At 58.9% G+C, this 24,365-nt stretch carries 20 protein-coding genes; 7 read left to right on the forward strand and 13 right to left on the reverse strand.

From position 1 onward, the window contains the following. Positions 1-24: 24 nt before the first annotated feature. Positions 25-2,661 (reverse strand): DNA topoisomerase (ATP-hydrolyzing) subunit A, encoded by a 2,637-nt coding sequence (gene gyrA / locus HMPREF3143_RS20710; RefSeq protein ID WP_021241538.1) that lies wholly within the window; start codon positions 2,659-2,661, stop codon positions 25-27. A gap of 146 nt (positions 2,662-2,807) precedes the next feature. Here gyrA and ubiG point away from each other — a divergent pair, with 146 nt between their 5' ends. The 4 genes from ubiG (at position 2,808) to yfaE (ending at position 7,609) form a co-directional block, all read left to right on the forward strand. Then, positions 2,808-3,536: a bifunctional 2-polyprenyl-6-hydroxyphenol methylase/3-demethylubiquinol 3-O-methyltransferase UbiG gene (gene ubiG / locus HMPREF3143_RS20715; protein WP_021241539.1), complete on the forward strand. Its 729-nt coding sequence runs from the start codon at positions 2,808-2,810 to the stop codon at positions 3,534-3,536. Positions 3,537-3,884: 348 nt separating this feature from the next. Further along, a complete protein-coding gene (nrdA, locus tag HMPREF3143_RS20720) occupies positions 3,885-6,170 on the forward strand; it encodes a class 1a ribonucleoside-diphosphate reductase subunit alpha (RefSeq protein ID WP_008500237.1) in 2,286 nt (761 codons plus the stop codon). Positions 6,171-6,224: 54 nt separating this feature from the next. After that, entirely contained in the window at positions 6,225-7,355 is a 1,131-nt protein-coding gene (gene nrdB, locus HMPREF3143_RS20725; protein ID WP_008500235.1) for a class Ia ribonucleoside-diphosphate reductase subunit beta, read from the forward strand. Continuing rightward, a complete protein-coding gene (gene yfaE / locus HMPREF3143_RS20730; RefSeq protein WP_070534237.1) occupies positions 7,355-7,609 on the forward strand; it encodes a class I ribonucleotide reductase maintenance protein YfaE in 255 nt (84 codons plus the stop codon). Before nrdB ends, yfaE begins: the two co-directional genes overlap by 1 nt. Before the next feature lie 89 nt (positions 7,610-7,698). Here yfaE and glpQ read toward each other — a convergent pair whose 3' ends face one another. Both glpQ and glpT read right to left on the reverse strand, forming a co-directional pair. Beyond that, on the reverse strand, positions 7,699-8,754 hold the full coding sequence (gene glpQ / locus HMPREF3143_RS20735; protein ID WP_032675223.1) for a glycerophosphodiester phosphodiesterase: 1,056 nt from the start codon (positions 8,752-8,754) through the stop codon (positions 7,699-7,701). A gap of 11 nt (positions 8,755-8,765) precedes the next feature. Further along, positions 8,766-10,118: a glycerol-3-phosphate transporter gene (glpT, locus tag HMPREF3143_RS20740; RefSeq protein WP_021241541.1), complete on the reverse strand. Its 1,353-nt coding sequence runs from the start codon at positions 10,116-10,118 to the stop codon at positions 8,766-8,768. A 251-nt stretch (positions 10,119-10,369) separates the two neighbouring features. On the opposite strand from glpT, the gene glpA reads away from it, so the two are divergent. The 3 genes from glpA to glpC are packed head-to-tail and all read left to right on the forward strand — an operon-like array spanning position 10,370 to position 14,392. Beyond that, on the forward strand, positions 10,370-11,998 hold the full coding sequence (glpA, locus tag HMPREF3143_RS20745; protein WP_070534238.1) for an anaerobic glycerol-3-phosphate dehydrogenase subunit A: 1,629 nt from the start codon (positions 10,370-10,372) through the stop codon (positions 11,996-11,998). Next, a complete protein-coding gene (gene glpB / locus HMPREF3143_RS20750; protein ID WP_045414676.1) occupies positions 11,988-13,205 on the forward strand; it encodes a glycerol-3-phosphate dehydrogenase subunit GlpB in 1,218 nt (405 codons plus the stop codon). The genes glpA and glpB overlap by 11 nt, the downstream gene beginning before the upstream one ends. Beyond that, entirely contained in the window at positions 13,202-14,392 is a 1,191-nt protein-coding gene (gene glpC / locus HMPREF3143_RS20755) for an anaerobic glycerol-3-phosphate dehydrogenase subunit GlpC (RefSeq protein ID WP_045414678.1), read from the forward strand. The genes glpB and glpC overlap by 4 nt, the downstream gene beginning before the upstream one ends. 33 nt (positions 14,393-14,425) lie before the next feature. On the opposite strand, the gene HMPREF3143_RS20760 is transcribed toward glpC, so the two are convergent. From HMPREF3143_RS20760 to HMPREF3143_RS20805, 10 genes are all read right to left on the reverse strand, one after another. Beyond that, on the reverse strand, positions 14,426-15,625 hold the full coding sequence (locus tag HMPREF3143_RS20760) for a nicotinamide mononucleotide deamidase-related protein YfaY (protein ID WP_070534239.1): 1,200 nt from the start codon (positions 15,623-15,625) through the stop codon (positions 14,426-14,428). A gap of 94 nt (positions 15,626-15,719) precedes the next feature. Beyond that, on the reverse strand, positions 15,720-16,259 hold the full coding sequence (locus tag HMPREF3143_RS20765; RefSeq protein WP_023294110.1) for a YfaZ family outer membrane protein: 540 nt from the start codon (positions 16,257-16,259) through the stop codon (positions 15,720-15,722). A gap of 124 nt (positions 16,260-16,383) precedes the next feature. Continuing rightward, positions 16,384-17,745, reverse strand: a complete 1,362-nt coding sequence (gene menE, locus HMPREF3143_RS20770) for an o-succinylbenzoate--CoA ligase (RefSeq protein ID WP_045414680.1) — start codon at positions 17,743-17,745, stop codon at positions 16,384-16,386. Then, complete coding sequence (menC, locus tag HMPREF3143_RS20775; RefSeq protein ID WP_070534240.1) at positions 17,742-18,707, reverse strand: o-succinylbenzoate synthase; 966 nt, start codon at positions 18,705-18,707, stop codon at positions 17,742-17,744. The genes menE and menC overlap by 4 nt, the downstream gene beginning before the upstream one ends. After that, entirely contained in the window at positions 18,707-19,564 is an 858-nt protein-coding gene (gene menB / locus HMPREF3143_RS20780) for a 1,4-dihydroxy-2-naphthoyl-CoA synthase (protein WP_008500223.1), read from the reverse strand. Before menB ends, menC begins: the two co-directional genes overlap by 1 nt. Next, a complete protein-coding gene (gene menH, locus HMPREF3143_RS20785; RefSeq protein ID WP_070534241.1) occupies positions 19,561-20,337 on the reverse strand; it encodes a 2-succinyl-6-hydroxy-2,4-cyclohexadiene-1-carboxylate synthase in 777 nt (258 codons plus the stop codon). The genes menB and menH overlap by 4 nt, the downstream gene beginning before the upstream one ends. Beyond that, the gene (gene menD / locus HMPREF3143_RS20790) at positions 20,334-22,004 is read right to left on the reverse strand and encodes a 2-succinyl-5-enolpyruvyl-6-hydroxy-3-cyclohexene-1-carboxylic-acid synthase (protein WP_070534242.1); all 1,671 of its coding nucleotides are present in this window, start codon (positions 22,002-22,004) and stop codon (positions 20,334-20,336) included. Before menD ends, menH begins: the two co-directional genes overlap by 4 nt. An 88-nt stretch (positions 22,005-22,092) precedes the next feature. After that, the gene (gene menF, locus HMPREF3143_RS20795) at positions 22,093-23,388 is read right to left on the reverse strand and encodes an isochorismate synthase MenF (protein WP_070534243.1); all 1,296 of its coding nucleotides are present in this window, start codon (positions 23,386-23,388) and stop codon (positions 22,093-22,095) included. Positions 23,389-23,474: 86 nt separating this feature from the next. Beyond that, positions 23,475-23,780 carry a stress response protein ElaB gene (gene elaB, locus HMPREF3143_RS20800; RefSeq protein ID WP_008500219.1) on the reverse strand — a complete coding sequence of 102 codons (306 nt, stop codon included), beginning with the start codon at positions 23,778-23,780 and terminating at the stop codon, positions 23,475-23,477. A gap of 53 nt (positions 23,781-23,833) precedes the next feature. Beyond that, positions 23,834-24,295 carry a GNAT family N-acetyltransferase gene (locus HMPREF3143_RS20805; protein ID WP_070534244.1) on the reverse strand — a complete coding sequence of 154 codons (462 nt, stop codon included), beginning with the start codon at positions 24,293-24,295 and terminating at the stop codon, positions 23,834-23,836. Between the last annotated feature and the right edge of the window lie 70 nt (positions 24,296-24,365).

The raw sequence follows: 24,365 nt of genomic DNA on the forward strand, positions 1-24,365 counted from the left end.
GGCCCTTTTTTACATCAGGAGACATTACTCGTCAGCGTCATCCGCTACGTCATCGTCGGTGTCGGCTTCTGGCGCGATGTCCTCATCGCCTTCCGCGACGCTACCGTCGATGGAGTCGAGCTCTTCGTCATCCACCGGCTCGGCAACGCGCTGCAGACCCACCACGTTTTCATCTTCCGCTGTACGGATGAGGATCACGCCTTGGGTGTTACGACCCACCACGCTGATCTCAGACACGCGGGTACGCACCAGCGTACCCGCATCGGTGATCATCATGATCTGGTCGGCATCGTCTACCTGCACCGCGCCGACAACGGAACCGTTGCGCTCGGTCACCTTGATGGAGATAACGCCCTGCGTGCCGCGAGACTTGGTTGGGTATTCCCCTTCCGCCGTACGTTTACCGTAACCATTCTGCGTGACGGTCAGGATAGCCCCTTCACCGCGCGGAATAATCAGAGAAACAACGCTGTCTTCGCCAGCCAGTTTGATACCACGTACGCCCGTCGCGGTACGGCCCATTGCACGGACGGCGTCTTCTTTGAAGCGCACCACTTTACCGGCCGCAGAGAAGAGCATGACTTCATCGGAGCCCGAGGTCAGATCCACGCCAATCAGCTCGTCGCCTTCGTTCAGGTTCACGGCGATAATACCGGCAGAACGCGGACGGCTGAATTCGGTCAGCGCGGTTTTCTTCACGGTACCACTGGCGGTCGCCATAAAGACGTTCACGCCCTCTTCGTACTCGCGTACCGGCAGAATGGCGGTGATACGTTCGTTCGCTTCCAGCGGCAGCAGGTTGACGATTGGACGACCACGTGCGCCACGGCTTGCTTCCGGCAGCTGATAGACTTTCATCCAGTACAGACGACCGCGGCTGGAGAAGCAGAGGATCGTGTCATGGGTGTTCGCCACCAGCAGGCGGTCAATAAAGTCTTCTTCTTTAATACGTGCTGCAGATTTACCTTTACCGCCACGACGCTGTGCTTCGTAGTCCGTTAACGGCTGATACTTCACGTAGCCCTGGTGAGACAGGGTCACCACAACGTCTTCCTGGTTGATCAGGTCTTCGATGTTGATGTCCGCGCTGTTGGCGGTGATTTCGGTGCGGCGCTCGTCGCCAAACTGATCGCGGACCAGCTCCAGCTCTTCGCGGATCACTTCCATCAGGCGCTCTGCGCTGCCCAGGATATGCAGCAGCTCAGCAATCTGTTCCAGCAGCTCTTTGTATTCGTCGAGCAGTTTTTCATGCTCAAGGCCGGTCAGTTTCTGCAGACGCAGATCCAGAATCGCCTGGGCCTGCTGTTCAGTCAGGTAGTATTGACCGTCACGCACGCCGAACTCAGGTTCCAGCCATTCAGGACGCGCCGCGTCATCGCCCGCACGTTCCAGCATCGCGGCGACGTTGCCCAGATCCCACGGACGGGAAACCAGCGCGGTTTTCGCTTCCGCCGGGGTTGGCGCACGACGGATCAGCTCGATGATCGGGTCGATGTTGGCCAGCGCAACCGCCAGCGCTTCAAGGATATGCGCACGGTCGCGCGCTTTGCGCAGTTCGAAGATGGTACGACGGGTCACCACTTCACGGCGGTGACGGACGAACGCGCTCAGGATCTCTTTCAGGTTCATGATCTTCGGCTGACCATGGTGCAGCGCAACCATGTTGATACCGAAGGAGACCTGAAGCTGCGTCTGGGAGTACAGGTTATTCAGGACAACCTCACCCACCGCGTCGCGTTTGATCTCAATCACGATGCGCATACCGTCTTTATCAGACTCGTCACGCAGCGCGCTGATGCCTTCAACGCGTTTTTCTTTTACCAGCTCGGCGATTTTTTCAATCAGACGCGCTTTGTTCACCTGATACGGGATCTCGTGAACAATAATGGTTTCACGGCCGGTTTTGGCGTCCGCTTCTACTTCAGCGCGGGCACGGATGTAAATCTTGCCGCGGCCGGTACGGTACGCTTCTTCAATGCCGCGACGACCGTTGATGATCGCCGCTGTCGGGAAGTCCGGGCCCGGGATGTGTGCCATCAGCCCTTCAATGCTGATATCTTCATCGTCGATATAAGCCAGACAGCCGTTGATCACCTCGGTGATATTGTGCGGCGGAATGTTGGTTGCCATACCGACCGCGATACCGGACGAACCGTTCACTAACAGGTTCGGGATCTTGGTGGGCATCACATCTGGGATGCGCTCGGTGCCGTCGTAGTTATCGACGAAATCAACGGTCTCTTTTTCCAGGTCGGCCATCAGCTCATGAGCGATTTTCGACATACGGATTTCCGTATAACGCATCGCCGCAGCGGAGTCGCCGTCGACTGAACCAAAGTTACCCTGACCATCTACCAGCATGTAGCGCAAGGAGAATGGCTGCGCCATACGAACGATGGTGTCATAAACGGCGATATCACCATGCGGGTGATATTTACCGATGACGTCACCGACGACGCGGGCAGATTTTTTATAGGCTTTATTCCAGTCATTGCCCAATACGTTCATGGCGTATAGTACGCGACGGTGTACCGGCTTAAGGCCATCGCGGACGTCCGGCAGCGCACGGCCAACAATGACCGACATCGCATAGTCCAGATAGGAGCTCTTCAGCTCTTCCTCGATGTTAACCGGTGTAATTTCTCTCGCAAGGTCGCTCATCTAACCGCTATCCCTCTACTGTATCCCGGATTCAAAGGTCGCAAATTATAACACAGCCGAGGTGATTGAGGTAAACCTATACGCTTTATTCACAGGGATTGCCTGATATACTCATTCGTCTTGCTAAATAAGGAGTAAAAGCGCCCATGAATGCCGAAAAATCCCCGGTGGCTCACAACGTTGACCACGAAGAGATTGCCAAATTTGAAGCGGTGGCGTCCCGCTGGTGGGATCTCGAAGGCGAGTTCAAACCGCTGCACCGTATTAACCCGCTGCGTCTGGGCTATATCGCGGAGCGTTCCGGCGGTCTGTTCGGTAAAAAAGTGCTCGATGTCGGCTGCGGTGGCGGTATCCTGGCGGAAAGCATGGCGCGCGAAGGGGCGAACGTCACGGGCCTGGATATGGGCTTTGAACCGCTGCAGGTTGCTCGTCTTCATGCGCTGGAGTCTGGCATACAGGTGGACTACGTGCAGGAAACCGTGGAAGAACACGCGGCAAAACATGCCCATCAGTACGATGTGGTGACCTGCATGGAGATGCTGGAGCACGTTCCCGATCCGCAGTCCGTGGTGCACGCCTGTGCAAAACTGGTGAAACCGGGTGGACAGGTCTTCTTCTCGACCATCAACCGCAACGGTAAAGCCTGGCTGATGGCCGTCGTTGGCGCGGAGTATGTGCTGCGCATGGTGCCGAAAGGCACGCATGACGTGAAGAAATTCATCAAGCCTGCGGAACTGTTAAGCTGGGTCGACCAGACGTGGCTCAAGGAGCAGCACATCACCGGCCTGCACTACAATCCGCTGACCAATAAATTCAAACTCGCACCGGGCGTTGATGTTAACTATATGTTGCATACAACCGCCAAAAACGACTAACGTCATTCGTTATTCTTATAAAGATTGCGCGACATCATGTTGCGCAATTCTGACCGCCCGTTGAAGAAATCAGCACTCGATCAAATTTTGAATTTTTTTTCTTAATTATTGACATGTCTTCCAGGCCTTACAGCACGAGGACTTAGCCTTTTTTACCCTTTCACAACCTCAATTTAACGTCAAAATCAACCCTTGTACTGAAAAGAATCCTTACTAGAATACTCACCATATAGCGTTTTTCTTATCGCAAACCCCCTATATGTAGTATTTATCCACAGAGTTAGTCACAAGACGGTTCTGTGGATAAGCGGGGGATATTTTTTTATTTCACGGACAGGTAAACCCCACATGAATCAGAGTCTGCTGGTGACAAAGCGCGACGGTACTACCGAGCGTATCAATCTGGACAAAATCCATCGAGTTCTCGACTGGGCAGCAGAAGGACTGAACAACGTATCTATCTCCCAGGTTGAACTGCGTTCACACATCCAGTTCTACGACGGCATCAAAACATCTGATATCCACGAAACGATCATTAAAGCGGCGGCGGACCTCATCTCCCGCGAAGCACCGGATTATCAGTACCTCGCTGCACGTCTGGCGATTTTCCACCTGCGTAAAAAAGCCTACGGCCAGTTTGAGCCGCCGAAGCTTTACGATCACGTGGTGAAAATGGTTGAGCTGGGCAAATACGACACGCATCTGCTGGAAGACTATACGGAAGAAGAGTTCGAGCAGATGAACGGGTTTATCGATCACTGGCGCGACATGAACTTCTCCTACGCGGCGGTGAAGCAGCTCGAAGGCAAATACCTGGTTCAGAACCGTGTAACCGGTGAGATCTACGAAAGCGCCCAGTTCCTCTATATTCTGGTGGCCGCCTGCCTGTTCTCTAACTATCCGCGTGACACCCGTCTGGATTACGTGAAGCGTTTCTACGATGCGGTATCGACGTTCAAGATTTCACTACCGACGCCAATCATGTCTGGCGTGCGTACCCCAACCCGTCAGTTCAGCTCCTGCGTACTGATCGAGTGTGGTGACAGCCTGGATTCCATCAACGCCACCTCCAGCGCCATCGTGAAATACGTTTCCCAGCGTGCCGGTATCGGCATCAACGCCGGTCGCATCCGTGCGCTGGGCAGCCCGATTCGCGGCGGTGAAGCATTCCACACCGGCTGTATCCCGTTCTATAAGCACTTCCAGACGGCGGTAAAATCCTGCTCTCAGGGCGGCGTGCGCGGCGGTGCTGCGACCCTGTTCTACCCTATGTGGCACCTGGAAGTGGAAAGCCTGCTGGTCCTGAAAAACAACCGTGGTGTTGAAGGCAACCGCGTGCGTCACATGGACTACGGCGTGCAGATCAACAAGCTGATGTACACCCGCCTGCTGAAGGGCGAAGAGATCACCCTGTTCAGCCCGTCCGACGTCCCGGGCCTGTATGACGCGTTCTTCGCCGATCAGGACGAATTCGAGCGTTTGTACACCAAATACGAAAAAGACGACAGCATCCGCAAGCAGCGCGTGAAGGCGGTGGACCTGTTCTCCCTGATGATGCAGGAACGTGCCTCTACCGGCCGTATCTACATCCAGAACGTTGACCACTGCAACACCCACAGCCCGTTTGATCCGGTGGTTGCACCAGTGCGCCAGTCTAACCTGTGCCTGGAGATCGCCCTGCCGACCAAACCGCTGGAAGACGTGAACGACGAAAACGGTGAAATTGCGCTGTGTACGCTGTCCGCGTTCAACCTGGGTGCCATCAAGAGCCTGGACGAGCTGGAAGAGCTGGCCGTGCTGGCGGTTCGTGCGCTCGACGCCCTGCTGGACTACCAGGATTACCCAATCCCGGCCGCGAAACGCGGTGCGATGGGGCGTCGTACCCTGGGTATCGGCGTGATCAACTTCGCCTACTGGCTGGCGAAAAACGGCAAGCGTTACTCCGACGGCAGCGCCAACAACCTGACGCACCAGACGTTCGAAGCGATTCAGTACTACCTGATGAAAGCGTCCAACGAGCTGGCGAAAGAGCAAGGCGCGTGCCCGTGGTTCAACGAAACCACCTACGCGAAAGGCATTCTGCCAATCGACACTTACAAGAAAGACCTGGATGCGATTGTCAGCGAGCCGCTGCACCTCGACTGGGAAGGCCTGCGCGAGTCCATCAAGACTCACGGCCTGCGTAACTCCACGCTCTCTGCCCTGATGCCGTCCGAGACCTCTTCGCAGATCTCTAACGCCACCAACGGTATTGAGCCGCCGCGCGGCCACGTCAGCATCAAAGCCTCGAAAGACGGCGTGCTGCGTCAGGTGGTACCGGATTACGAGACGCTGGGTGACAACTACGAGCTGCTGTGGGAAATGCCAAACAACGACGGCTACCTGCAGCTGGTGGGTATCATGCAGAAGTTTATCGACCAGTCGATCTCTGCCAATACCAACTATGACCCGACGCGCTTCCCGTCCGGCAAGGTGCCGATGCAGCAATTGCTGAAAGACCTGCTCACCGCCTACAAGTTTGGCGTGAAAACGCTGTACTATCACAACACCCGTGACGGTGCGGAAGACGCGCAGGATGACCTGGTTCCGTCAATTCAGGACGATGGCTGCGAAAGCGGCGCATGTAAGATCTAATGTAAATGCCGGGTGGCGCTACGCTTACCCGGCCTACGTTTTTAGGACACACTCATGGCATATACCACCTTTTCACAGACGAAAAACGACCAGCTCAAAGAGCCGATGTTCTTCGGCCAGCCGGTCAACGTGGCACGCTACGATCAGCAAAAATATGACATCTTCGAAAAGCTGATTGAAAAGCAACTCTCCTTCTTCTGGCGTCCGGAAGAAGTGGACGTCTCCCGCGACCGTATTGACTACCAGTCTCTGCCGGATCACGAAAAACATATCTTCATCAGCAACCTGAAGTACCAGACGCTGCTGGACTCCATCCAGGGCCGTAGCCCGAACGTGGCGCTGCTGCCGCTGATCTCGATTCCTGAGCTGGAAACCTGGGTGGAAACCTGGGCGTTCTCCGAGACGATCCACTCCCGCTCTTACACCCACATCATCCGCAACATCGTGAACGATCCGGCAGTGGTGTTTGACGATATCGTCACCAACGAGCAGATCCAGAAGCGCGCGGAAGGCATTGCCCATTACTATGATGAGCTGATCGAGATGACCAGCTACTGGCACCTGCTGGGCGAAGGCACTCACCATGTGAACGGTAAAACCATCACCGTGAACCTGCGCGCGCTGAAAAAACAGCTGTACCTGTGCCTGATGAGCGTTAACGCGCTGGAAGCGATCCGCTTCTACGTCAGCTTCGCCTGCTCCTTCGCCTTTGCCGAGCGCAAGCTGATGGAAGGCAACGCCAAAATCATCCGTCTGATTGCCCGCGATGAAGCCCTGCACCTGACCGGTACCCAGCACATGCTGAACCTGCTGCGCAGCGGCACGGACGATCCGGAGATGGCGGAAATCGCCGAAGAGTGCAAGCAGGAGTGCTACGACCTGTTCGTGCTGGCGGCTCAGCAGGAGAAAGAGTGGGCAGACTACCTGTTCCGCGACGGCTCCATGATTGGCCTGAACAAAGACATCCTGTGCCAGTACGTTGAGTACATCACCAACATCCGCATGCAGGCGGTCGGTCTCGACCTGCCGTTCCAGACGCGCTCTAACCCTATCCCGTGGATCAACACCTGGCTGGTGTCCGATAACGTGCAGGTTGCGCCGCAGGAAGTGGAAGTGAGTTCTTATCTGGTCGGTCAGATTGATTCTGAAGTCAACACCGACGACCTGAGCGACTTCCAGCTCTGATGTCTCGCGTCACGTTAAGTCTTTCCGGCACTGAGGTTCTGTGTCGGGAAGAGCACCCTTCTCTGCTGGTAGCGCTTGAGGCGCATCAGATCGAAGTAGAGTACCAGTGTCGTTCCGGCTACTGCGGCTCTTGTCGCTGTCGTCTGGTCGCCGGCCAGGTGGACTGGCTGACCGAACCACTGGCCTTTATCAACGAAGGGGAAATTTTGCCCTGCTGCTGCCGGGCAAAAGGCGATATCGAAATCGAGATGTGATGGTGTCGGGTGGCGCTTCGCTTACCCGACCTACAAAACCGCAGTTCGTAGGCCGGGTAAGGTACAGCCGCCACCCGGCAATTTCAGCGTTAATCCTTCAGGAAGCTCACCGCTTTATCCGGGAAATCCGTAAACAGTCCGTCCACGCCCGCCTGGTTATACAACACCTCATAAAGCTGATTCACATCCGTGGCATACGGCGGCAGCTGGTCTGCACGCACGGTGTACGGATGCACCTGCATCTTGCTGGCATGCGCCTCTTTCACCATCGCCGTCAGCTTCACGTGTCCCGGCGTTGAGCCTTCCGCCACCAGCATGTGGTAATCCGGCCCGATGCCGTCGGCGTACTGCGCAATCTGCTTCATCGCGCCCGGCTTAAACATCCAGTCGTAGCTGTAGTTCACCCACTTGCCGTCCGGCTGCTTCTCCTGGGTTTCATTCCAGTCGGTATAGGCGATCAGCTGCACCAGATTGAGGTTCATGCCCATCTTCGGCTCCAGCTCGGTTTTGATACGCTTCAACTCGGCGGCGTCAAAACACTGCAGGTAGACTTTGTCCTGCTTGCTGGTGTAGCCATACTGTTTGAGCACCTCCAGCGTCTTCGCGGCAATGTCTTTCCCTTCCTGATGGTGGAACCATGGGGCTTTGATTTCCGGGTAGATGCCGATGTTTTTACCGGTGGAGTGGTTCAGTCCCTGAACAAACTCAATCTCTTCCTGGAAGGTATGGATCCGAAAGTCAGATTTGCCCATCGGGAAACGTCCCGGATAGACCTGCACCTTCTTGCCGTTTTCAATCTCGAAGCCTTCGGTAAACTTCAGGGAGCGGATCTCCGCCAGCGTGAAGTCAATGGCGTAGAAGCGGCCATCTTTGCGGGCGCGATCCGGGAAACGCTCTGCCACGTCCGTCACGCGGTCAAGATAATGGTCGTGCAGGACGACCAGCTGGTCGTCCTTCGTCATCACCAGATCCTGCTCCAGGTAATCCGCCCCCTGCGCATAGGCCATCGCTTTTGCTGGCAGCGTATGCTCTGGCAGATAGCCGCTCGCACCGCGGTGGGCAATAACGATTTTATCCGCCGCCAGCGCGGAGCCTGTCATCAGGCCCGCCAGCAGCAGGCCGGTTGCTAACTGAGTTAATTTCATCGCAAAGCTCCTTATTGACGACGCGCCAGCACTTCCGCGTGGTGACGTTTTTCACCGATCATCACAACAACCAGCAGCAGTACCGCCAGCACGCTGCCGCCGATCATCACCATAAAGCCGCCGTCCCAGCCGAAGAAGTCAACGGTATAGCCCACGATGGCGCTCGCCGCGACCGAACCGCCGAGGTAGCCGAACAGGCCGGTAAAGCCCGCCGCCGTTCCCGCCGCTTTCTTCGGCGCCAGCTCCAGGGCGTGCAGACCGATCAGCATCACCGGACCGTAAATCAGGAAGCCGATGACGATCATACAGGCCATATCCACACCCGGATTTCCCGGCGGGTTGAGCCAGTACACTACCGTTGCGATAGTCACCAGGGTCATAAAGAAGACGCCCGTCGCACCGCGGTTGCCCTTAAACACCTTGTCCGACATCCAGCCGCAAATCAGGGTGCCCGGGATACCGGCGTATTCATACAGGAAGTACGCCCAGGAGGATTTATCCAGCGCGAAGTGCTTCACCTCTTTCAGGTAGGTCGGGGACCAGTCCAGAATGCCGTAGCGCAGGAGATAAACGAACACGTTGGCGACCGCGATGTACCAAAGCAGCTTGTTCGGCAGGACGTACTTCATGAAGATTTGCTTCGCGGTCAGCTCTTCTTCGTGCTTCTCGCTGTAATCATCCGGATAGTCGTTTTTGTACTCTTCAATCGGCGGCAGGCCGCAGGACTGCGGCGTATCGCGCATCAGGGCGAAGGCAATAATCGCCACCAGAATAGCGCCAAAGGCAGGCATGTAGAGCGCCGCGTGCCAGTCGTTGAACCAGGCCATCCCCAGCAGGAACAGCAGCGGCGGAATACCGCCGCCCACGTTATGGGCGCAGTTCCATACCGACACGATGCCGCCGCGCTCTTTCTGCGACCACCAGTGCACCATGGTGCGTCCGCACGGCGGCCACCCCATTCCCTGGAACCAGCCGCAGAGGAACAGCAGCACGAACATGATGGCAATGCTGGAGGTTGCCCATGGCACAAAGCCCATAAACAGCATCACCGCTGCCGCAAGGATCAGACCGGCAGGCAGGAACACGCGCGGATTAGAGCGATCCGACACGGAACCCATGATGAATTTGGAAAAACCGTAGGCGATGGATATCCCCGACAGCGCGAACCCCAGATCGCCTCGGGAGAAGCCCTGCTCCACCAGATACGGCATGGCGAGCGCGAAGTTTTTACGTACAAGGTAGTACGCCGCATACCCGAAGAAGATCCCCAGGAAGATTTGCCAACGCAGACGGCGATAGAGCGGATCTATTTCTGCCTCTGGCAGACGCGCCCTGTGGGGCGCAGGTTTGAAGATACTGAGCATAACAGCCTCCGTGGCCTTGAAATGAATGAGCAGGTGGCTCGCACCTGAATTCCAGAGGCGGGGATGTTAAGAAATCACGGTGATTGTTACTGTGAATCAACGCACAGATTGTTACAGAAATATGACAGAATGCGCAAAAAAGCGCATGAAATCACGTTTCACTTTCGAATTCCGCGCGTTTATGTTCGAAATCAAACAAACCACAAAATTACTATGGCTAAATGATAAAAAACGAACATAGAGGGTAAACAATGACCAGTCACGATCCTCGTTATAGTGATGTGATAATCATTGGTGGTGGCGCAACCGGCGCCGGGATCGCGCGCGATTGCGCCCTTCGCGGCTTAAGCGTTACGCTTCTGGAACGCCATGATATCGCCACGGGCGCAACCGGACGGAACCACGGCCTGCTGCACAGCGGCGCCCGGTATGCGGTCACCGACGCGGAATCCGCGCGCGAATGTATTGCTGAAAACCAGATCCTCAAGCGTATCGCCCGCCACTGCATTGAGCCGACCGACGGCCTCTTTATTACCCTTCCCGAAGATGACCTCGCCTTTCAGGACACCTTTATTACCGCCTGCACTGCCGCGGGCATTCAGGCGGAGGCCATGGATCCGGCGCTGGCGCGGCGGCTGGAACCGTCGGTCAACCCGGCGCTTATCGGCGCGGTGAAAGTCCCTGACGGTACCGTCGATCCGTTCCGCCTGACCGCCGCCAACATGCTGGACGCCCGTGAGCATGGCGCACGCATTCTGACCGGACATGAAGTGACCGGGCTTATTCGCGAAGGTCATCGCATCTGTGGGGTGCGGGTGTTTGATACGCAGTACAACGAGCACGGCGAGCTGTATGCCGCCGTAGTGGTTAACGCGGCGGGGATCTGGGGCCAGCGTATAGCGGAATATGCGGACCTGTCGGTGCGCATGTTCCCGGCGAAAGGCTCGCTGCTGATCCTCGACCACCGCATCAATAACCACGTGATTAACCGCTGCCGCAAGCCGTCTGACGCCGATATCCTCGTTCCGGGCGACACCATTTCGTTAATCGGGACGACTTCAACGCACGTGGACTACAGCGAGATTGATTACAACCGCGTCACCGCTGAAGAGGTAGATATCCTGCTGCGGGAAGGGGAAAAACTGGCCCCGGTGATGGCGCAGACGCGGATTCTGCGCGCCTACGCGGGCGTGCGTCCGCTGGTCGCCAACGACAACGACCCGAGCGGACGGAACGTCAGCCGGGGCATCGTGCTGCTCGATCACGCCGCGCGCGACGGCATGGACGGGTTTATCACCATCACCGGCGGCAAGCTGATGACCTATCGCCTGATGGCCGAGTGGGCGACCGATGCCGTCTGCCGCAAGCTCGGAAATACCGAGCCGTGCGTCACGGCAGAACAGCCGCTGCCGGGATCGCGTCAGTCCACCGAAAAAACGCTGCAGAAAATCATCTCCCTGCCCGCGCCGCTGCGCGGGTCCGCGGTATACCGCCACGGCGACAGAACGCCACCGTGGCTTGGTGAAGGAAGATTGAGCCGCAGCCTGGTGTGCGAGTGCGAAGCCGTGACGGCCAGTGAAGTGCAGTACGCGGTGGAGAACCTGACGGTCAACAGCCTGCTCGATCTCCGCCGCCGCACCCGCGTCGGAATGGGGACCTGTCAGGGCGAACTGTGCGCCTGCCGAGCTGCGGGGCTGTTGCAGCGTTTTCATACCACCACCGCCACCCAGTCGCTCGATCAGCTCAGCGCGTTTTTAAACGAGCGCTGGAAAGGCATTCAGCCTGTCGCCTGGGGCGATGCCCTGCGTGAAAGTGAATTTACCCGCTGGGTCTACCAGGGGCTTTGCGGTCTTGAGAAGGAGCAACACGATGAAATTTGATACCGTGATTGTCGGCGGCGGGCTGGCGGGCCTGCTCTGCGGCATTAAGCTCACGAAGCAGGGGCTGCGCTGCGCCATTATCACCCGGGGGCAGAGCGCCCTGCACTTCTCGTCGGGCTCGCTGGATCTGGTGGACGAAGCGTACCGCGATAAGCTGCCGCCGGAGCACCCGTATCACCTGGTTGGTGCACAGCATATTGACCGCTTTGCGCTGGAAACCGAAGCGCTGCTGGCGGAGTGCGGCGCGCGTCTGCAGGGCAGCGCCAGGTTCAATCACCAGCGCGTTACGCCGCTCGGCACCCTGCGTTCCGCCTGGCTCAGCCCGGAGGAAGTGCCCGTTGCCCCCATTCACGCGGGACGCGTGCGGGTGGTAGGGATTAGCGGCTTTCTGGATTTTCAGCCCCATCTCGCGGCGGCGTCACTTTGTCGCCAGGGCGTTAACGCCGAAACGGCAGAGATAGAGCTGCCTGAGCTTGATGTCCTGCGCGAGAACCCGAGCGAATTTCGCGCGGTGAATATCGCCCGTTTTCTGGATAACGAGGACAAATGGCCGCTGCTGTATGAGGCGCTCAGCCCGCTTGCGGAAGGATGCGATGCGCTATTGATGCCCGCGTGCTTTGGCCTGAACGATAACCGACTCTGGCGCTGGCTCTCAGACTGTCTGCCCTGCACGCTCGGTTTGTTGCCCACGCTGCCCCCGTCTGTCCCCGGCATTCGCCTGCATACCCAGCTCCAGCGTAAGTTTGTTGCGCAGGGTGGCGTCTGGATGGCCGGTGATGAAGTGAAAAAAATCACCCTGACAGACGGCGCGGTGAGCGAAATCTGGACGCGCAGCCACGACGATATTCCGCTTCGCGCCCGCTATACGGTGCTGGCAAGCGGCAGCTTCTTCAGCAACGGGCTGCTGAGCAGCCGGGAGGGCATCCGGGAAGCCATTATGGGGCTGGATGTTCGCCAGCGAGCCTCCCGCGCGGACTGGTATCAAAGTGATTTCTTCTCGCCGCAGCCCTGGCAGCAGTTCGGCGTGATTGTCGATAACCACCTGCATCCGCAGCTTGCCGGTAAGCCCGTCAGTAATCTCTTTGCCATCGGCTCGCTGCTGGGCGGGTACGATCCCATTACCCAGGGATGCGGTGGCGGAGTCTGCGCCGTCACGGCGCTGTATGTGGCAGAGCAGATTAGCCAGCGCACGGAGGCTGAACAATGAACGATACCCGTTTTGAAAGCTGCATCAAATGCACGGTGTGTACCACCGTCTGCCCGGTCAGCGGCGTGAACCCACGCTATCCCGGGCCAAAGCAGGCCGGGCCGGACGGCGAGCGTCTGCGCCTGAAGGACGGCAAGCTGTACGATGAAGCGCTGAAATACTGCATTAACTGCAAACGCTGCGAAGTCGCCTGCCCGTCGGATGTGAAAATCGGCGATATTATCCAGCGCGCCCGGGCGCGCTACAGCACGCAAAAGCCGTCTCTGCGGGACGCGATTCTGAGCCACACCGATCTGATGGGCAGCGTCTCGACGCCGTTTGCCCCGCTGGTGAATGCCGCGACCGCTCTCAAACCGGTGCGCCAGCTGCTGGATGCCACGCTGAAGATAGACCATCACCGCAGCCTGCCGAAATATTCTCACGGCACCTTCCGCCGCTGGTATAAATCCGTGGCGGCGGAGCAGGCGCAGTACGCCGAGCAGGTGGCTTTTTTCCACGGCTGCTACGTGAATTACAACCACCCGCAGCTGGGTAAAGATCTGCTGAAGGTGCTGAACGCCATGGGAACGGGCGTTCAGCTACTGAATAAAGAAAAGTGCTGCGGCGTGCCGCTGATTGCTAACGGGTTTACCGATAAAGCACGCAGGCAGGCTCAAAGCAATGTCACCTCCCTGCGCGAGGCGATTGTCGAGAAAGGCATACCGGTATTGGCGACCTCATCCACCTGTACCTTCACCCTGCGCGACGAGTATCCGCATCTGCTGGACGTGGACAACACCGGCCTGCGCGAGCACATCGAGCTGGCGACGCGCTTCCTGTGGCGCAAGCTGGACAGCGGACAGACGTTGCCGCTGGGGAAATTGCCGCTGAAAGTGGTGTACCACACGCCGTGTCATATGGAGAAAATGGGCTGGTCGCTCTATACGCTGGAGCTGCTGCGGTTAATTCCGGGGCTGGAGCTGACGGTGCTGGATTCACGCTGCTGCGGGATTGCGGGAACCTACGGCTTTAAGCGTGAAAACTATGACACGTCGCAGGCGATCGGCGCCCCGCTGTTCCGTCAGATTGAGGAGAGCGGCGCGGATATCGTGGTGACGGACTGCGAAACCTGCAAGTGGCAGATTGAGATGTCCACCAGCAAGCGCTGCGAGCATCCGATTACGCTGCTGGCAAAGGCGCTCGGGTGAACATGGCCGGGGCGAAAGGCCCCGGCACAGGCGTTACTCCACGAACAGCGATTCAACCACGTTAATCCAGCCGTGCTCGCTGGCCACCTCTTTGCCATTCAGCCAGCGGCGCAGCATGTTCAGCGCCATCATGGCGCACACCTCCTGACGCACCGCCAGGCTGTGGCGGGTAATGCTCATTTTTACCCGCAGGGCGTGGGTGCCCTCGGGCGTCGCCAGCGCGAAGTTGAGGTATTCCTCATCCAGCCCGCCGACAAACAGCGCCAGACCGGCAAAATGCTTCACCCTTCTCTCGGACGCCCAGCGGGCGGTTTGCGCGAGAGTCTCCTGCTGGAACGGCACCACTTCGCTGGCCAGCAGCGGCGCGTTGACGCGCGACAGCTGAAGTGCCAGCAGGCCACCGGTGAACTGCTCGCTTAAGGTCACGCTCAGCTGACGCGACTGCAGATGCTTCGCAATCTGCGCCGGTAGCCCTTCCGTGCCTTCAAAGATCAGGCTTTCACACGCTACGCGCTGCACCTCAGGCCACAGCGCCAGCATCGCCTCTTTCTGGGTGGCCGGTCCGGTCAGCTTAAGCTCAATGATCGGCATGGAGGAGCGATAGCCCATAGACACGCCCGGCGGGAGTGAGAGGTGATCGAGGCTCTGAGCCAGATCGCTTTCCGAACGGCCAAAAGTGGTCAGACGCAGGCACAGCGGGGGTTCCGGCAGGGTAAAACGCTGGCGAAGGCGCGGCAGGATCTGCTGCTCGACCATCACTTTAAATTCTGAGGGCACGCCCGGCGTAAAGAACATCAGGCAGCGGTTCAGCTGCATGGCAAACCCGCACGCGGTACCGACCGGGTTATCGACCAGTTCAGCACTGGCGGGAATTTCAGCCTGTTTGCGGTTGCTGGGGGCCATGACGCGGCCACGTTCGGAGAAAAAGCGCGCCATCTGCGAGAGCCACGCCTCATGCAGCACCAGCCCTTCGCCTTTTGCGGTCGCGGCGGCCAGGGCACTGAGATCGTCACTGGTGGGGCCGAGCCCGCCGTTCACAATCAGCACGTCGCACTGTTCACTGCGCTCGCGCAGAACAGCGACCAGTGATTCAAGATTGTCGCCCACCGTATTGCGGCGCGTTAACGGTAATCCTTGCTCAAAGAAAAGATCGGCAAGCCAGGCAGCATTGGTATCAATAATTTGTCCATGCAGCACTTCGTCGCCGGTGGATAACATCTCCACGTTAATCATTGTGTTCTCCCGCTTATTTGGTCAAAACACTATAGCGCAAACGCGGGGTGGAGAAGAGGAGAAACTGGCGCGACAGCATGCCGCGCCGGAGAGATTAGAAGCCTGCGCTCACGCCCACGTACGGACCGTCGGCCAGCGCGTTGTCGCGGTTGCCGTCTTTACCGGCCAGGTTCAGATAGCGATAGCCTGCTTCGATGGTGATTGGACGCATGATGGTCCAGCGCGCGCCGGCGTTGGCTTCCTCATAGCTGTCGATACCGCTTGAGAGGGAATCTGGAGAGTAGTAGTACTCGCCAAACAGGCCGAAGCTGTCGCCAATTTTCCACTGCAGGCCGCCGCCCACTGCCGCCGCATATCCTTCGTCACCGTCATTTGGGTTGGTATAGATACCTTTACCGCCGACGGTCGCCAGGAACGGGCCCAGAGGAATGTTGAGGCCCAGGCCGAGGCTTGCCGCGTCGCCGTCGTCATCGTTATGCGTCCAGCCGCCGGTCATCGCCAGACCGGATGTCTCGGTCCCCATGCCGAAGCCCAGGTGGGTATAATCCTGACCCGCCGAGCCGTTAATGCTAATGGCGTTCGCCGCCGCAGATACAACCATCAGGCCGAAGCCCAGTAATGCCACTTTTTTCATTGTCGTGATCCCGCACAATTTTTATAGAGAAGTCCCAAAACCGCGAGATTTTAACCTGGGTCTTCCGGGGATCAAGCACTCTGCGTGCGGCAGGCCAGTAGATTGTAACTATTTGAAACGGCTATTATCCCTTCAGCGTTGCGTTCACCCACTCCTGCAGCGCGCGGCGCGAAACTTTAATGCCGCCATTTTTGAGTTCGGTCGGCAAAAGCAGCCAGCGGACGGGTTGCTCAAAACGCGCCACCTTGTCCCTGACCCAGTCGGGTAAAGTGGTGATATCCGTTCCCGGCTCGCACTCCACCACCGCCACCGGACGTTGCCCGAACTCAGCGTCGTCCAGCGGAACGATAAACACCTGGTTAACCTGCGGGTGCGTGGCGATAACGCGCTCGAGCGATTCCGGCTGGATCCCTTCTCCGCCGCTAAAAAAGAGGTTATCCATGCGGCCGAGGATCGTCAGACGGCCGTCATGCCATTCGCCGCGATCGCGGGTGGCGAACCATCCCTGCGCGTTGGTCAGCGGAATCAGTTCGCCATCCCGCCAGTAGCCTGAGGCCATGCTTTGCGCTCTGATCCAGACTTCACCGTTAACGACCTGCACCTCTCTGCCCGGCAGCGCACGGCCCACGTCCGGCTCGCCATCCGCCTCTTTCGCACAGACGGTAGAGGCAAACTCGGTCAGACCGTAGCCGCAGAAGGTGCGTATATCCTGCTCTCGCGCCTGTTCGGTCAATTCCACAGGGATGGCCGCCCCGCCCAGCAGCACCGCTTTCAGTGCGACAGGCTGGTGGGCATTAAGCAGACGCCAGAGCTGGGTTGGCACCAGCGAGGCGTGGGTGCAGCCGCACAGCGCCTGCTCCAGAGGCTGTTTCTCGCGCACGGTTAACCGCGCGCCAGCCTGCAGCCAGCGCCATAAAATCCCCTGGCCGGAAACGTGAAACAGCGGCAGCGAAAGCAGCCAGTCGTCATCTTCACCGTAGGGCATCAGCGCCAAAACGCCGCGCGCGCTGGCAAGATGGGCCTCGCAGGTATGGACCGCCGCTTTCGGCAGTCCTGTGGAGCCTGAGGTCAGCGTCATGGAGGCCAGCCGCGCCGGTTGCCACGCAGCGCAATACGCATCGGCGGTCTCGCGCATGCTCAGGGCAGGAAGGCCGTCGTAGCTGCCGTCCAGCACCAGCGCAAAGCGCAGCGTCATCTGCGGGAGCAGCACGTCCAGCAGCGGGCGCGGCAGCTGCGGATTAACGGGAAGAATACGCGCCCCGCACTGGAGCAGAGCCAGCCACGCCAGCAGGGTGTGCGGGTGGTTATGGGCCAGCAGCAGCACGCCGTCGCCCTCCTCCACGCCCTGACGGTGAAAGCCCGCCGCAAGGCTGTCGATGCGCGCGCACAGCTGTTGCCAGCTGAGCACCTCGTCGTTCAGCCTCAGAGCCGGTTTATCGGCAAATTGCGCACGCCAGTGCCGCCACGGCCAGTCGGTAAAACTCATCGCAACGGCTCCAGCGCCGCGACGTCGAGGCACGGCAGCGCGCTGTCCGGCCACGGGCGAAGAAGCTGAGCCTGCATCAGGTTCAGCGTGTCGAGGCCGGGGACCGTGTCAGGCGTTAACCAGGCGGCAATGCGCGCCAGCTGGGTTAGCCCAAGGCTGGACTCAATCGACGAGCTGATGACCGCCGTCAGCCCTAAGGCGTGCGCCGCCGCGACCTGCTCGCGCACTTTCGCCAGGCTGCCGGTCAACGTCGGTTTAATCACCACCGCGCTGACGCCGGGCTCTGCAGCAAATTCAAAATCGGCCTCGCGCAGGCTTTCATCCCAGGCGATGGCAATCCCCGTTTCGCGGGCGAACGCGCGCGAATCCTCGCGGGTTTTGCACGGCTCTTCGAGGAAGGCAATGCGGCTGCGGTACGCCGGATTGACGTACTTTGCAAACTGCTGCGCCTTAAGCGGCGTCCAGGCGCGGTTGGCGTCCAGACGCAGATGCAGATCGGGGATCGCCTCCAGCAGCAGGTTGGCGACCATGCCGTCACGCACCGCTTCATAAAGCCCGACTTTGATTTTCGCGACCTTCTCGCCCGGCATGGCAGAGAGAAGCGCGAAGAGCTCGTCCGGATCCCCTGTACAGAGCGGTGCCGCGCGGTAGTTAGCCTCTTCAGGCAGGCTGCCGTCCAGCTCCGCCAGCGCGCAGCTGATACCAAAGGCCGCGGAAGGGACATCCGGCAGCGCCGGATCCGCCCCCTCACGCCACGCGTCCGCCCACGCCAGCAATGCAGCCTGCGCATCCTCCAGCGACTCGAGGCTAAAGCCCGGCAGAGGCGAAATCTCGCCCCAGCCTTCCCGCTCGTCCTGCTGCAGATACACGAAGAAACCGTCACGGGTTTTTAACCGCCGTTCACGCAGCACCACGCCCGCGTCCATCGGTATCTGCCAGCGGTAAACCTGCGCGCGACGCATTACGGATTCCGTTTGTATTTGCTGAAGTCTGGCTGGCGTTTTTCGTTAAACGCGTTGCGCCCTTCCTGACCCTCTTCGGTCATGTAGAACAGCATGGTGGCGTTGCCCGCCAGCTCCTGCAGACCCGCCTGACCGTCGCAGTCGGCGTTGAGTGCCGCTTTCAGACAGCGCAGCGCCATCGGGCTGTTTTGCAGCATTTCGCGACACCAGCGCACGGTCTCTTTTTCGAGATCGGCAAGCGGCACCACGGTATTCACCAGGCCCATATCCAGCGCTTCCTGCGCGTTGTACTGACGGCACAGGAACCAGATTTCACGGGCTTTTTTCTGCCCGACGATGCGCGCCATGTAGGAGGCACCCCAGCCGCCGTCGAAAGATCCCACTTTCGGGCCGGTCTGGCCGAAGATGGCGTTTTCAGCGGCAATGGTCAGGTCGCACATCATGTGCAGCACGTGGCCGCCGCCGATGGAGTAGCCCGCCACCATCGCCACCACCGGTTTTGGACAGGTGCGGATCTGACGCTGGAAATCGAGGACGTTCAGGTGGTGCGTCCCCGCATCGTCCTGGTATCCGCCGTAGTCGCCGCGCACTTTCTGATCGCCACCGGAGCAGAACGCTTTCTCGCCTTCGCCGGTCAGGACAATCACGCCGATGTTGTCGTCATAGCGCGCATCCGCCAGGGCCTGAATCATCTCTTTCACGGTCAGCGGACGGAAGGCGTTACGCACCTGCGGGCGGTTGATGGTGATTTTGGCAATACCGTCGGTGGATTTGTGGTAACGAATGTCGGTGTAGCCTTCGGAGCAGTCCTGCCATTCAACCGGGGCGTAAAGCATGTGTTCATCAGGATAGATCATAGAGTGTCCTTTATTCGAAGACGCAGTATCTGAGCCAGACTCGCGGCAACCGCGTCGGGGTTTTCCCGGTGGGCGTTGTGTCCGGCGTTGGGAATTGCATGGCAAACGGCGTTCAGCTCCGCAGCAAGGGCCGTAAACTTCTCATCACGTTCGCCATAGAGATAATCAAAAGTGAAATCACGTGCGCTGAGCGCGGTACGCAGGTCGGGCTGCACGGCCAGCGACGTCGCCTCGAGCATCATCGCCAGCGCCGCGCCGTTGTTCTGGCTGCGCAGGGTAATCAGCGCGTCGCGCTGTGCGTCCGTCAGGGAGGCAAACACGGGCTGTTGGTACCAGTCAGCGAATACCTTTTCCAACGGTTCGCTGCGAAAACGCGTCGCCCAGCGGCGGTCTGATGCCAGCCGCGCCTGTCGCGCATCGGCATCCTGCAGGCCCGGATGGCCGCCTTCTACCGTCACGCCCAACAGCCCCTTTGGCTGCTGGCAGGCATGGAACATCGCAATGCGGCCGCCGAGGGAGTACCCGACGAGCCAGAATTTCAGTATGTTGTAACTAATCAAAGTTCGGATAAGCAACGCGCTCATCTCGTCGAAGCCCGTCACGCCCAGATTCCGGGATCCGCCGTGTCCCGGCAGATCCAGATACAGCCTGGGGTAATCGCAAAGCCGCTCACCAACACCCTGCCACTCGCGGCAATCGCCGGAAAAACCGTGCAAAAAGACCAGCCAGGGATAGCCTGGTTTTCCAGCCTGCTGCACGCCCGAGAGGATCACAGCTGGCTCACCTGCGCCAGCAGGCTTTGCAGGGCCTGTGCACCGTCAGCCTCGTTCACCACCAGCTCAATCAGCGTCGCGCCGGGCTGCTTCCAGGCGGAGCTTAGCGCCGCATCCAGCTGTTCCCAGCTTTCCGGGCGATGGTATTTCAGGCTGAACATTGCCGCGGCGTGTTCGAACTGCACGTTCTGCGGCATCAGATAGAAGCGCTCGCGCTCGCTCTGCGGCGTGGGCAGCAGGGAGAAAATCTGCCCGCCGTTGTTGTTAACCACGATCAGCACAAACGGGGCAGACGCCTGACGCAGCAGCGCCAGCGCGTTGAGATCGTAAAGCGCGGAGAGATCCCCCACGATGGCCAGCGTCGATTTTGCGCTGGCGCGCTGCACGCCCGCCGCCGTAGAGATCAGCCCGTCGATGCCGCTGGCACCACGGTTGCTGTACACCGGGTAGCCCGCTGGCAGCTGCGAAAAGGCGTCAATCAGCCGCACGACCAGGCTGTTGCCGACAAACAGCTGCCCCTGCTCGGGCAGGTACTGGCGAATACGGTGCGCCAGCCCGGCCTCGCTGAACGCTTCACAGCGCGCATGGGTCAGTTCCCACGCCTGCCGCGACAGGTCCGGGAGGGTAACCGCCCAGGGTTTGCGTTTTTCAGCCGGATGGAGCGCCAGCCAGGCGTCGATACGGCTGACCAGGCGACGACCGCGATGGTGCGCCGGGTCAAGACGCCCTTCCAGCGCGTCCACCAGCCAGTACTCGTCCGGCGTGCAGGTGGCCTGCCACTGCAGTAACCGCTTGCCGGTTAAACTCGATCCAAGCTGGACCACAATTTGCGCCTGCGACAGCTCGGTGACCGCTTTGGCATTACCCAGCCAGAGATCCGCGCACGGCAGCGGCTGCCCGGTCTGGGAAAGCACGTCGCCGATCAGCGGCCAGCCCAGGGTTTGCGCCCATTCGGCGACCAGCTTGCCTTCGGCAGCGCTCATGCGCCCGGCGATAACCACGCCGCGCTTCTGCCGCCAGAAGAACCAGTCGCGCTGCTTCGCGCTCTCAAGGTGCGTCTGCTCGCGCAGCCACGGTTTTTCACTCTGCCACCAGTCACCGAGGGTCTGCTGCCAGTCAAGACCCGTATCGTCCAGCTCGCCGTACAGCGGCTCGGCAAACGGGCAGTTAATATGCAGCGCCCCGCCGCGCAGCGTCTCCATGGCATGATCGACGGTGGAGACCAGCCAGCTTGCCGGAATATCCTGGGTGGGACGGGGCAGCGAAATCGTCTGCGAAGGATGCGAAGAAAAGAGTCCCGGCTGACGGATGGCCTGATTGGCGCCGCAGTCGATAAGCTCAGGGGGACGATCGGCCGTCAGCAGAATCAGCTTTTCACCGGTTAACCCGGCTTCAATCAGAGCCGGATAGAGGTTCGCCACGGCAGTACCGGAAGTGACAATCACCGCCACGGGTTCTTTGCTGACCTTCGCCAGACCCAGCGCGAGATGCCCGAGGCCACGCTCATCAAAGTGGGTGTGGTGAATCAATGCCCGGTTTTCGGCGGCCGCCAGCGTCAGCGGCGTTGAGCGAGAACCCGGTGCAATACACACGTGCCTGACGCCATGGCGCGTCAGGGCTTCAAGGATCACCGCCGCCCAGCGTCGGTTAAAAGAACTTACTGACATGAGATTGTCCGGTATCAAGAATGCGACACAGTATAAATAATAGAAAAAATTGGAATTTTGATGTGAATCGGGATTGCGCGAATCAGTATTAATCCCTTAGGAGCAGAGAGCGCAATCCGGCCGCTTTGTTTTCAATCTCCTGCCACTCCTGCTCCGGGTCAGATCCGCTGACAATGCCGGCCCCGGCGTAGAGCCGCAGCGAGTCCTCATGGACGCGGGCTGAACGCAGCGCCACGCAGAACTCACTCTGGTCAGGCGATAAATACCCGGCCGAACCGGCGTACCACTCGCGGTTAAAGGGCTCAACCTTCTGGATAAACTCGCGCGCTGGCTGTCGCGGTAATCCGGCAACGGCCGCCGTCGGCTGTAGCATATGCAGGCACTGCTCGTCGTCAGCCTGTTTGAGCTCGGTCCAGATACAGCGGCGCAGATGCTGCACCTTACGCAGGCGTACCACCTGGGCAGGCAGTACCTCAAGCGTCTGCGTAGAGTGCTGAAGACGCTGACAGATATCTTCCACGACCAGCATATTCTCGCGCTGGTTTTTATCGTCGTTCAGCAGCCACTCGCCCAGACGCTGCGCCTTTTTATCATCGGTATGGCTGGCGACGGTGCCCGCCAGCGCTTCGGTGCGCAGCAGCGTGCCGCGTCGCCGCCAGAGACGCTCGGGCGTCGAGCCGAGAAACGCGTTGCTGGCGTCGAATACCATGCAGAAGTGATAGCAATGTAAATTGAGGGCGCGGCTGGCCGCCATCAGCGCGACGGGGTTAATGCGCTGTGTAAACTGAAGATCGGTGGCCCTCGCAAGGACAACCTTTTCAAAATCACCGCGCGCGATGGTTTCGGTCGCCCTGCGGACAAGTCTCAGCCATTCGGCCCGTTGAGGCTGATGGTTTTCGTGCTCAACCTGAACGGCCAGCGGGCGGATAGGCCTGGCTGGCTGGAGCTGCTGTAAAAAATCCCGCGCGGCATGGGCATCTTCCTGAAGTGAATAATCGCTCCACAGCTGCAGACGCAGCGTAGCGGTGCCGGCGGTACGTCGCCAGAGCAGTCGCGGTAAAAAGAGGCTGCCCTGCTCCGGATTAAAGGCGTTCAGGCCGCAGATGCGGGTATCACCTGCCGCGTTTTGCTCGCGCAAAAACTGCGTGGCTAACGCCAGAGAGGAAAAGGTGATAACCGCCCCCAGCGCGGCCAGCTCTTCATCGCCGTTACGCTGCTGCCAGTAAAACTGCGGATAGCACTGCTGCGCCCCAAGCCAGGCGAGAGGGTCGAAGGCATCGTTTAACGGGAAAGAGACGTCGAAATGACGTATGCCGGGCGTTGCGGGTAACGCTTGCGAAAGCTGGGTACGCAATTGCTCCAGCGCGAGGAAAATCGAATTCACGCGAACCTCTCCCTGTTAAAACCTCATATTATACGGGGTACTGACCATAAATAGCAGTACCCACGTATAGGGAGTGGTTAAGCGGCTTAACGACGGGCCAACAGCAGCCCCAGTACCAGGCCTACGGCAGCACCTACTCCAATACCCTGCCACGGTTTTTCATGCACGTAATCATCGGCACGATACACCGCTTTTTTGGCGCGGTAGTAGTAGGTATCAGACGCATGGCTGACGCGGTTTTTCACTTCATGCAGCGCCTGTTCGGCACGGGCTTTTAGCTCAATATATTTCTGATCGGCAGGGTCGCCCGAGGAACGTAACACCTCTTCCAGCGTTTCGCTCAGTAAGGCCAGGTCGTCGTCGATACGGGTATCCCAGGATTGAAATGACATATTTTTCTCCATGTTAGTACACCAGTTCGCTAACTATAGCCAACGACTCACCATTACGCCTGCTTCGCTTCCCGCGCCATGCCGACGTGGGGAATGCCGTCTTCGTCGTACACCTCGGTGACCGGCACGAAACCAAAGTGGCCGTAGAAGGACTGCAGGTGCGCCTGTGCGCCCAGGTATAACGCCTTGTTCGGCCACTGTTTCAGGCATGCTTCCAGCGTTTTATCCATCAGCTGATAGCCCAGTTTTTCACCGCGCGCTTTGCCGCTGATGATGACCCGACCAATCACGACAGGCTCGAATTCGTCCTCGCTTTTCAGAATCCTCGCATACGCCACCAGCTCGTTTTCCCGCCAGCCAAGAATATGGCGGTTCTCGCCGACGAGATCGTCGCCGTCGATGTCCTGATACGGGCAGGTCTGTTCAACCACGAACACTTCGCAGCGCAGTTTCAGCAGGGCGTAAAGTGAATGAACGGTGAGGTCACTATGGTGTAAATCTTGCCACTGGATCATGTCAGTCTCCTTCCTGGGGTTCATCACGTTATACTAAACCCTTCCCCGTTCAGCAAAGGGCTGATTGCGT

Source organism: Enterobacter sp. HMSC16D10 (genome assembly GCF_001807145.1).
GTDB lineage: Bacteria > Pseudomonadota > Gammaproteobacteria > Enterobacterales > Enterobacteriaceae > Enterobacter > Enterobacter roggenkampii.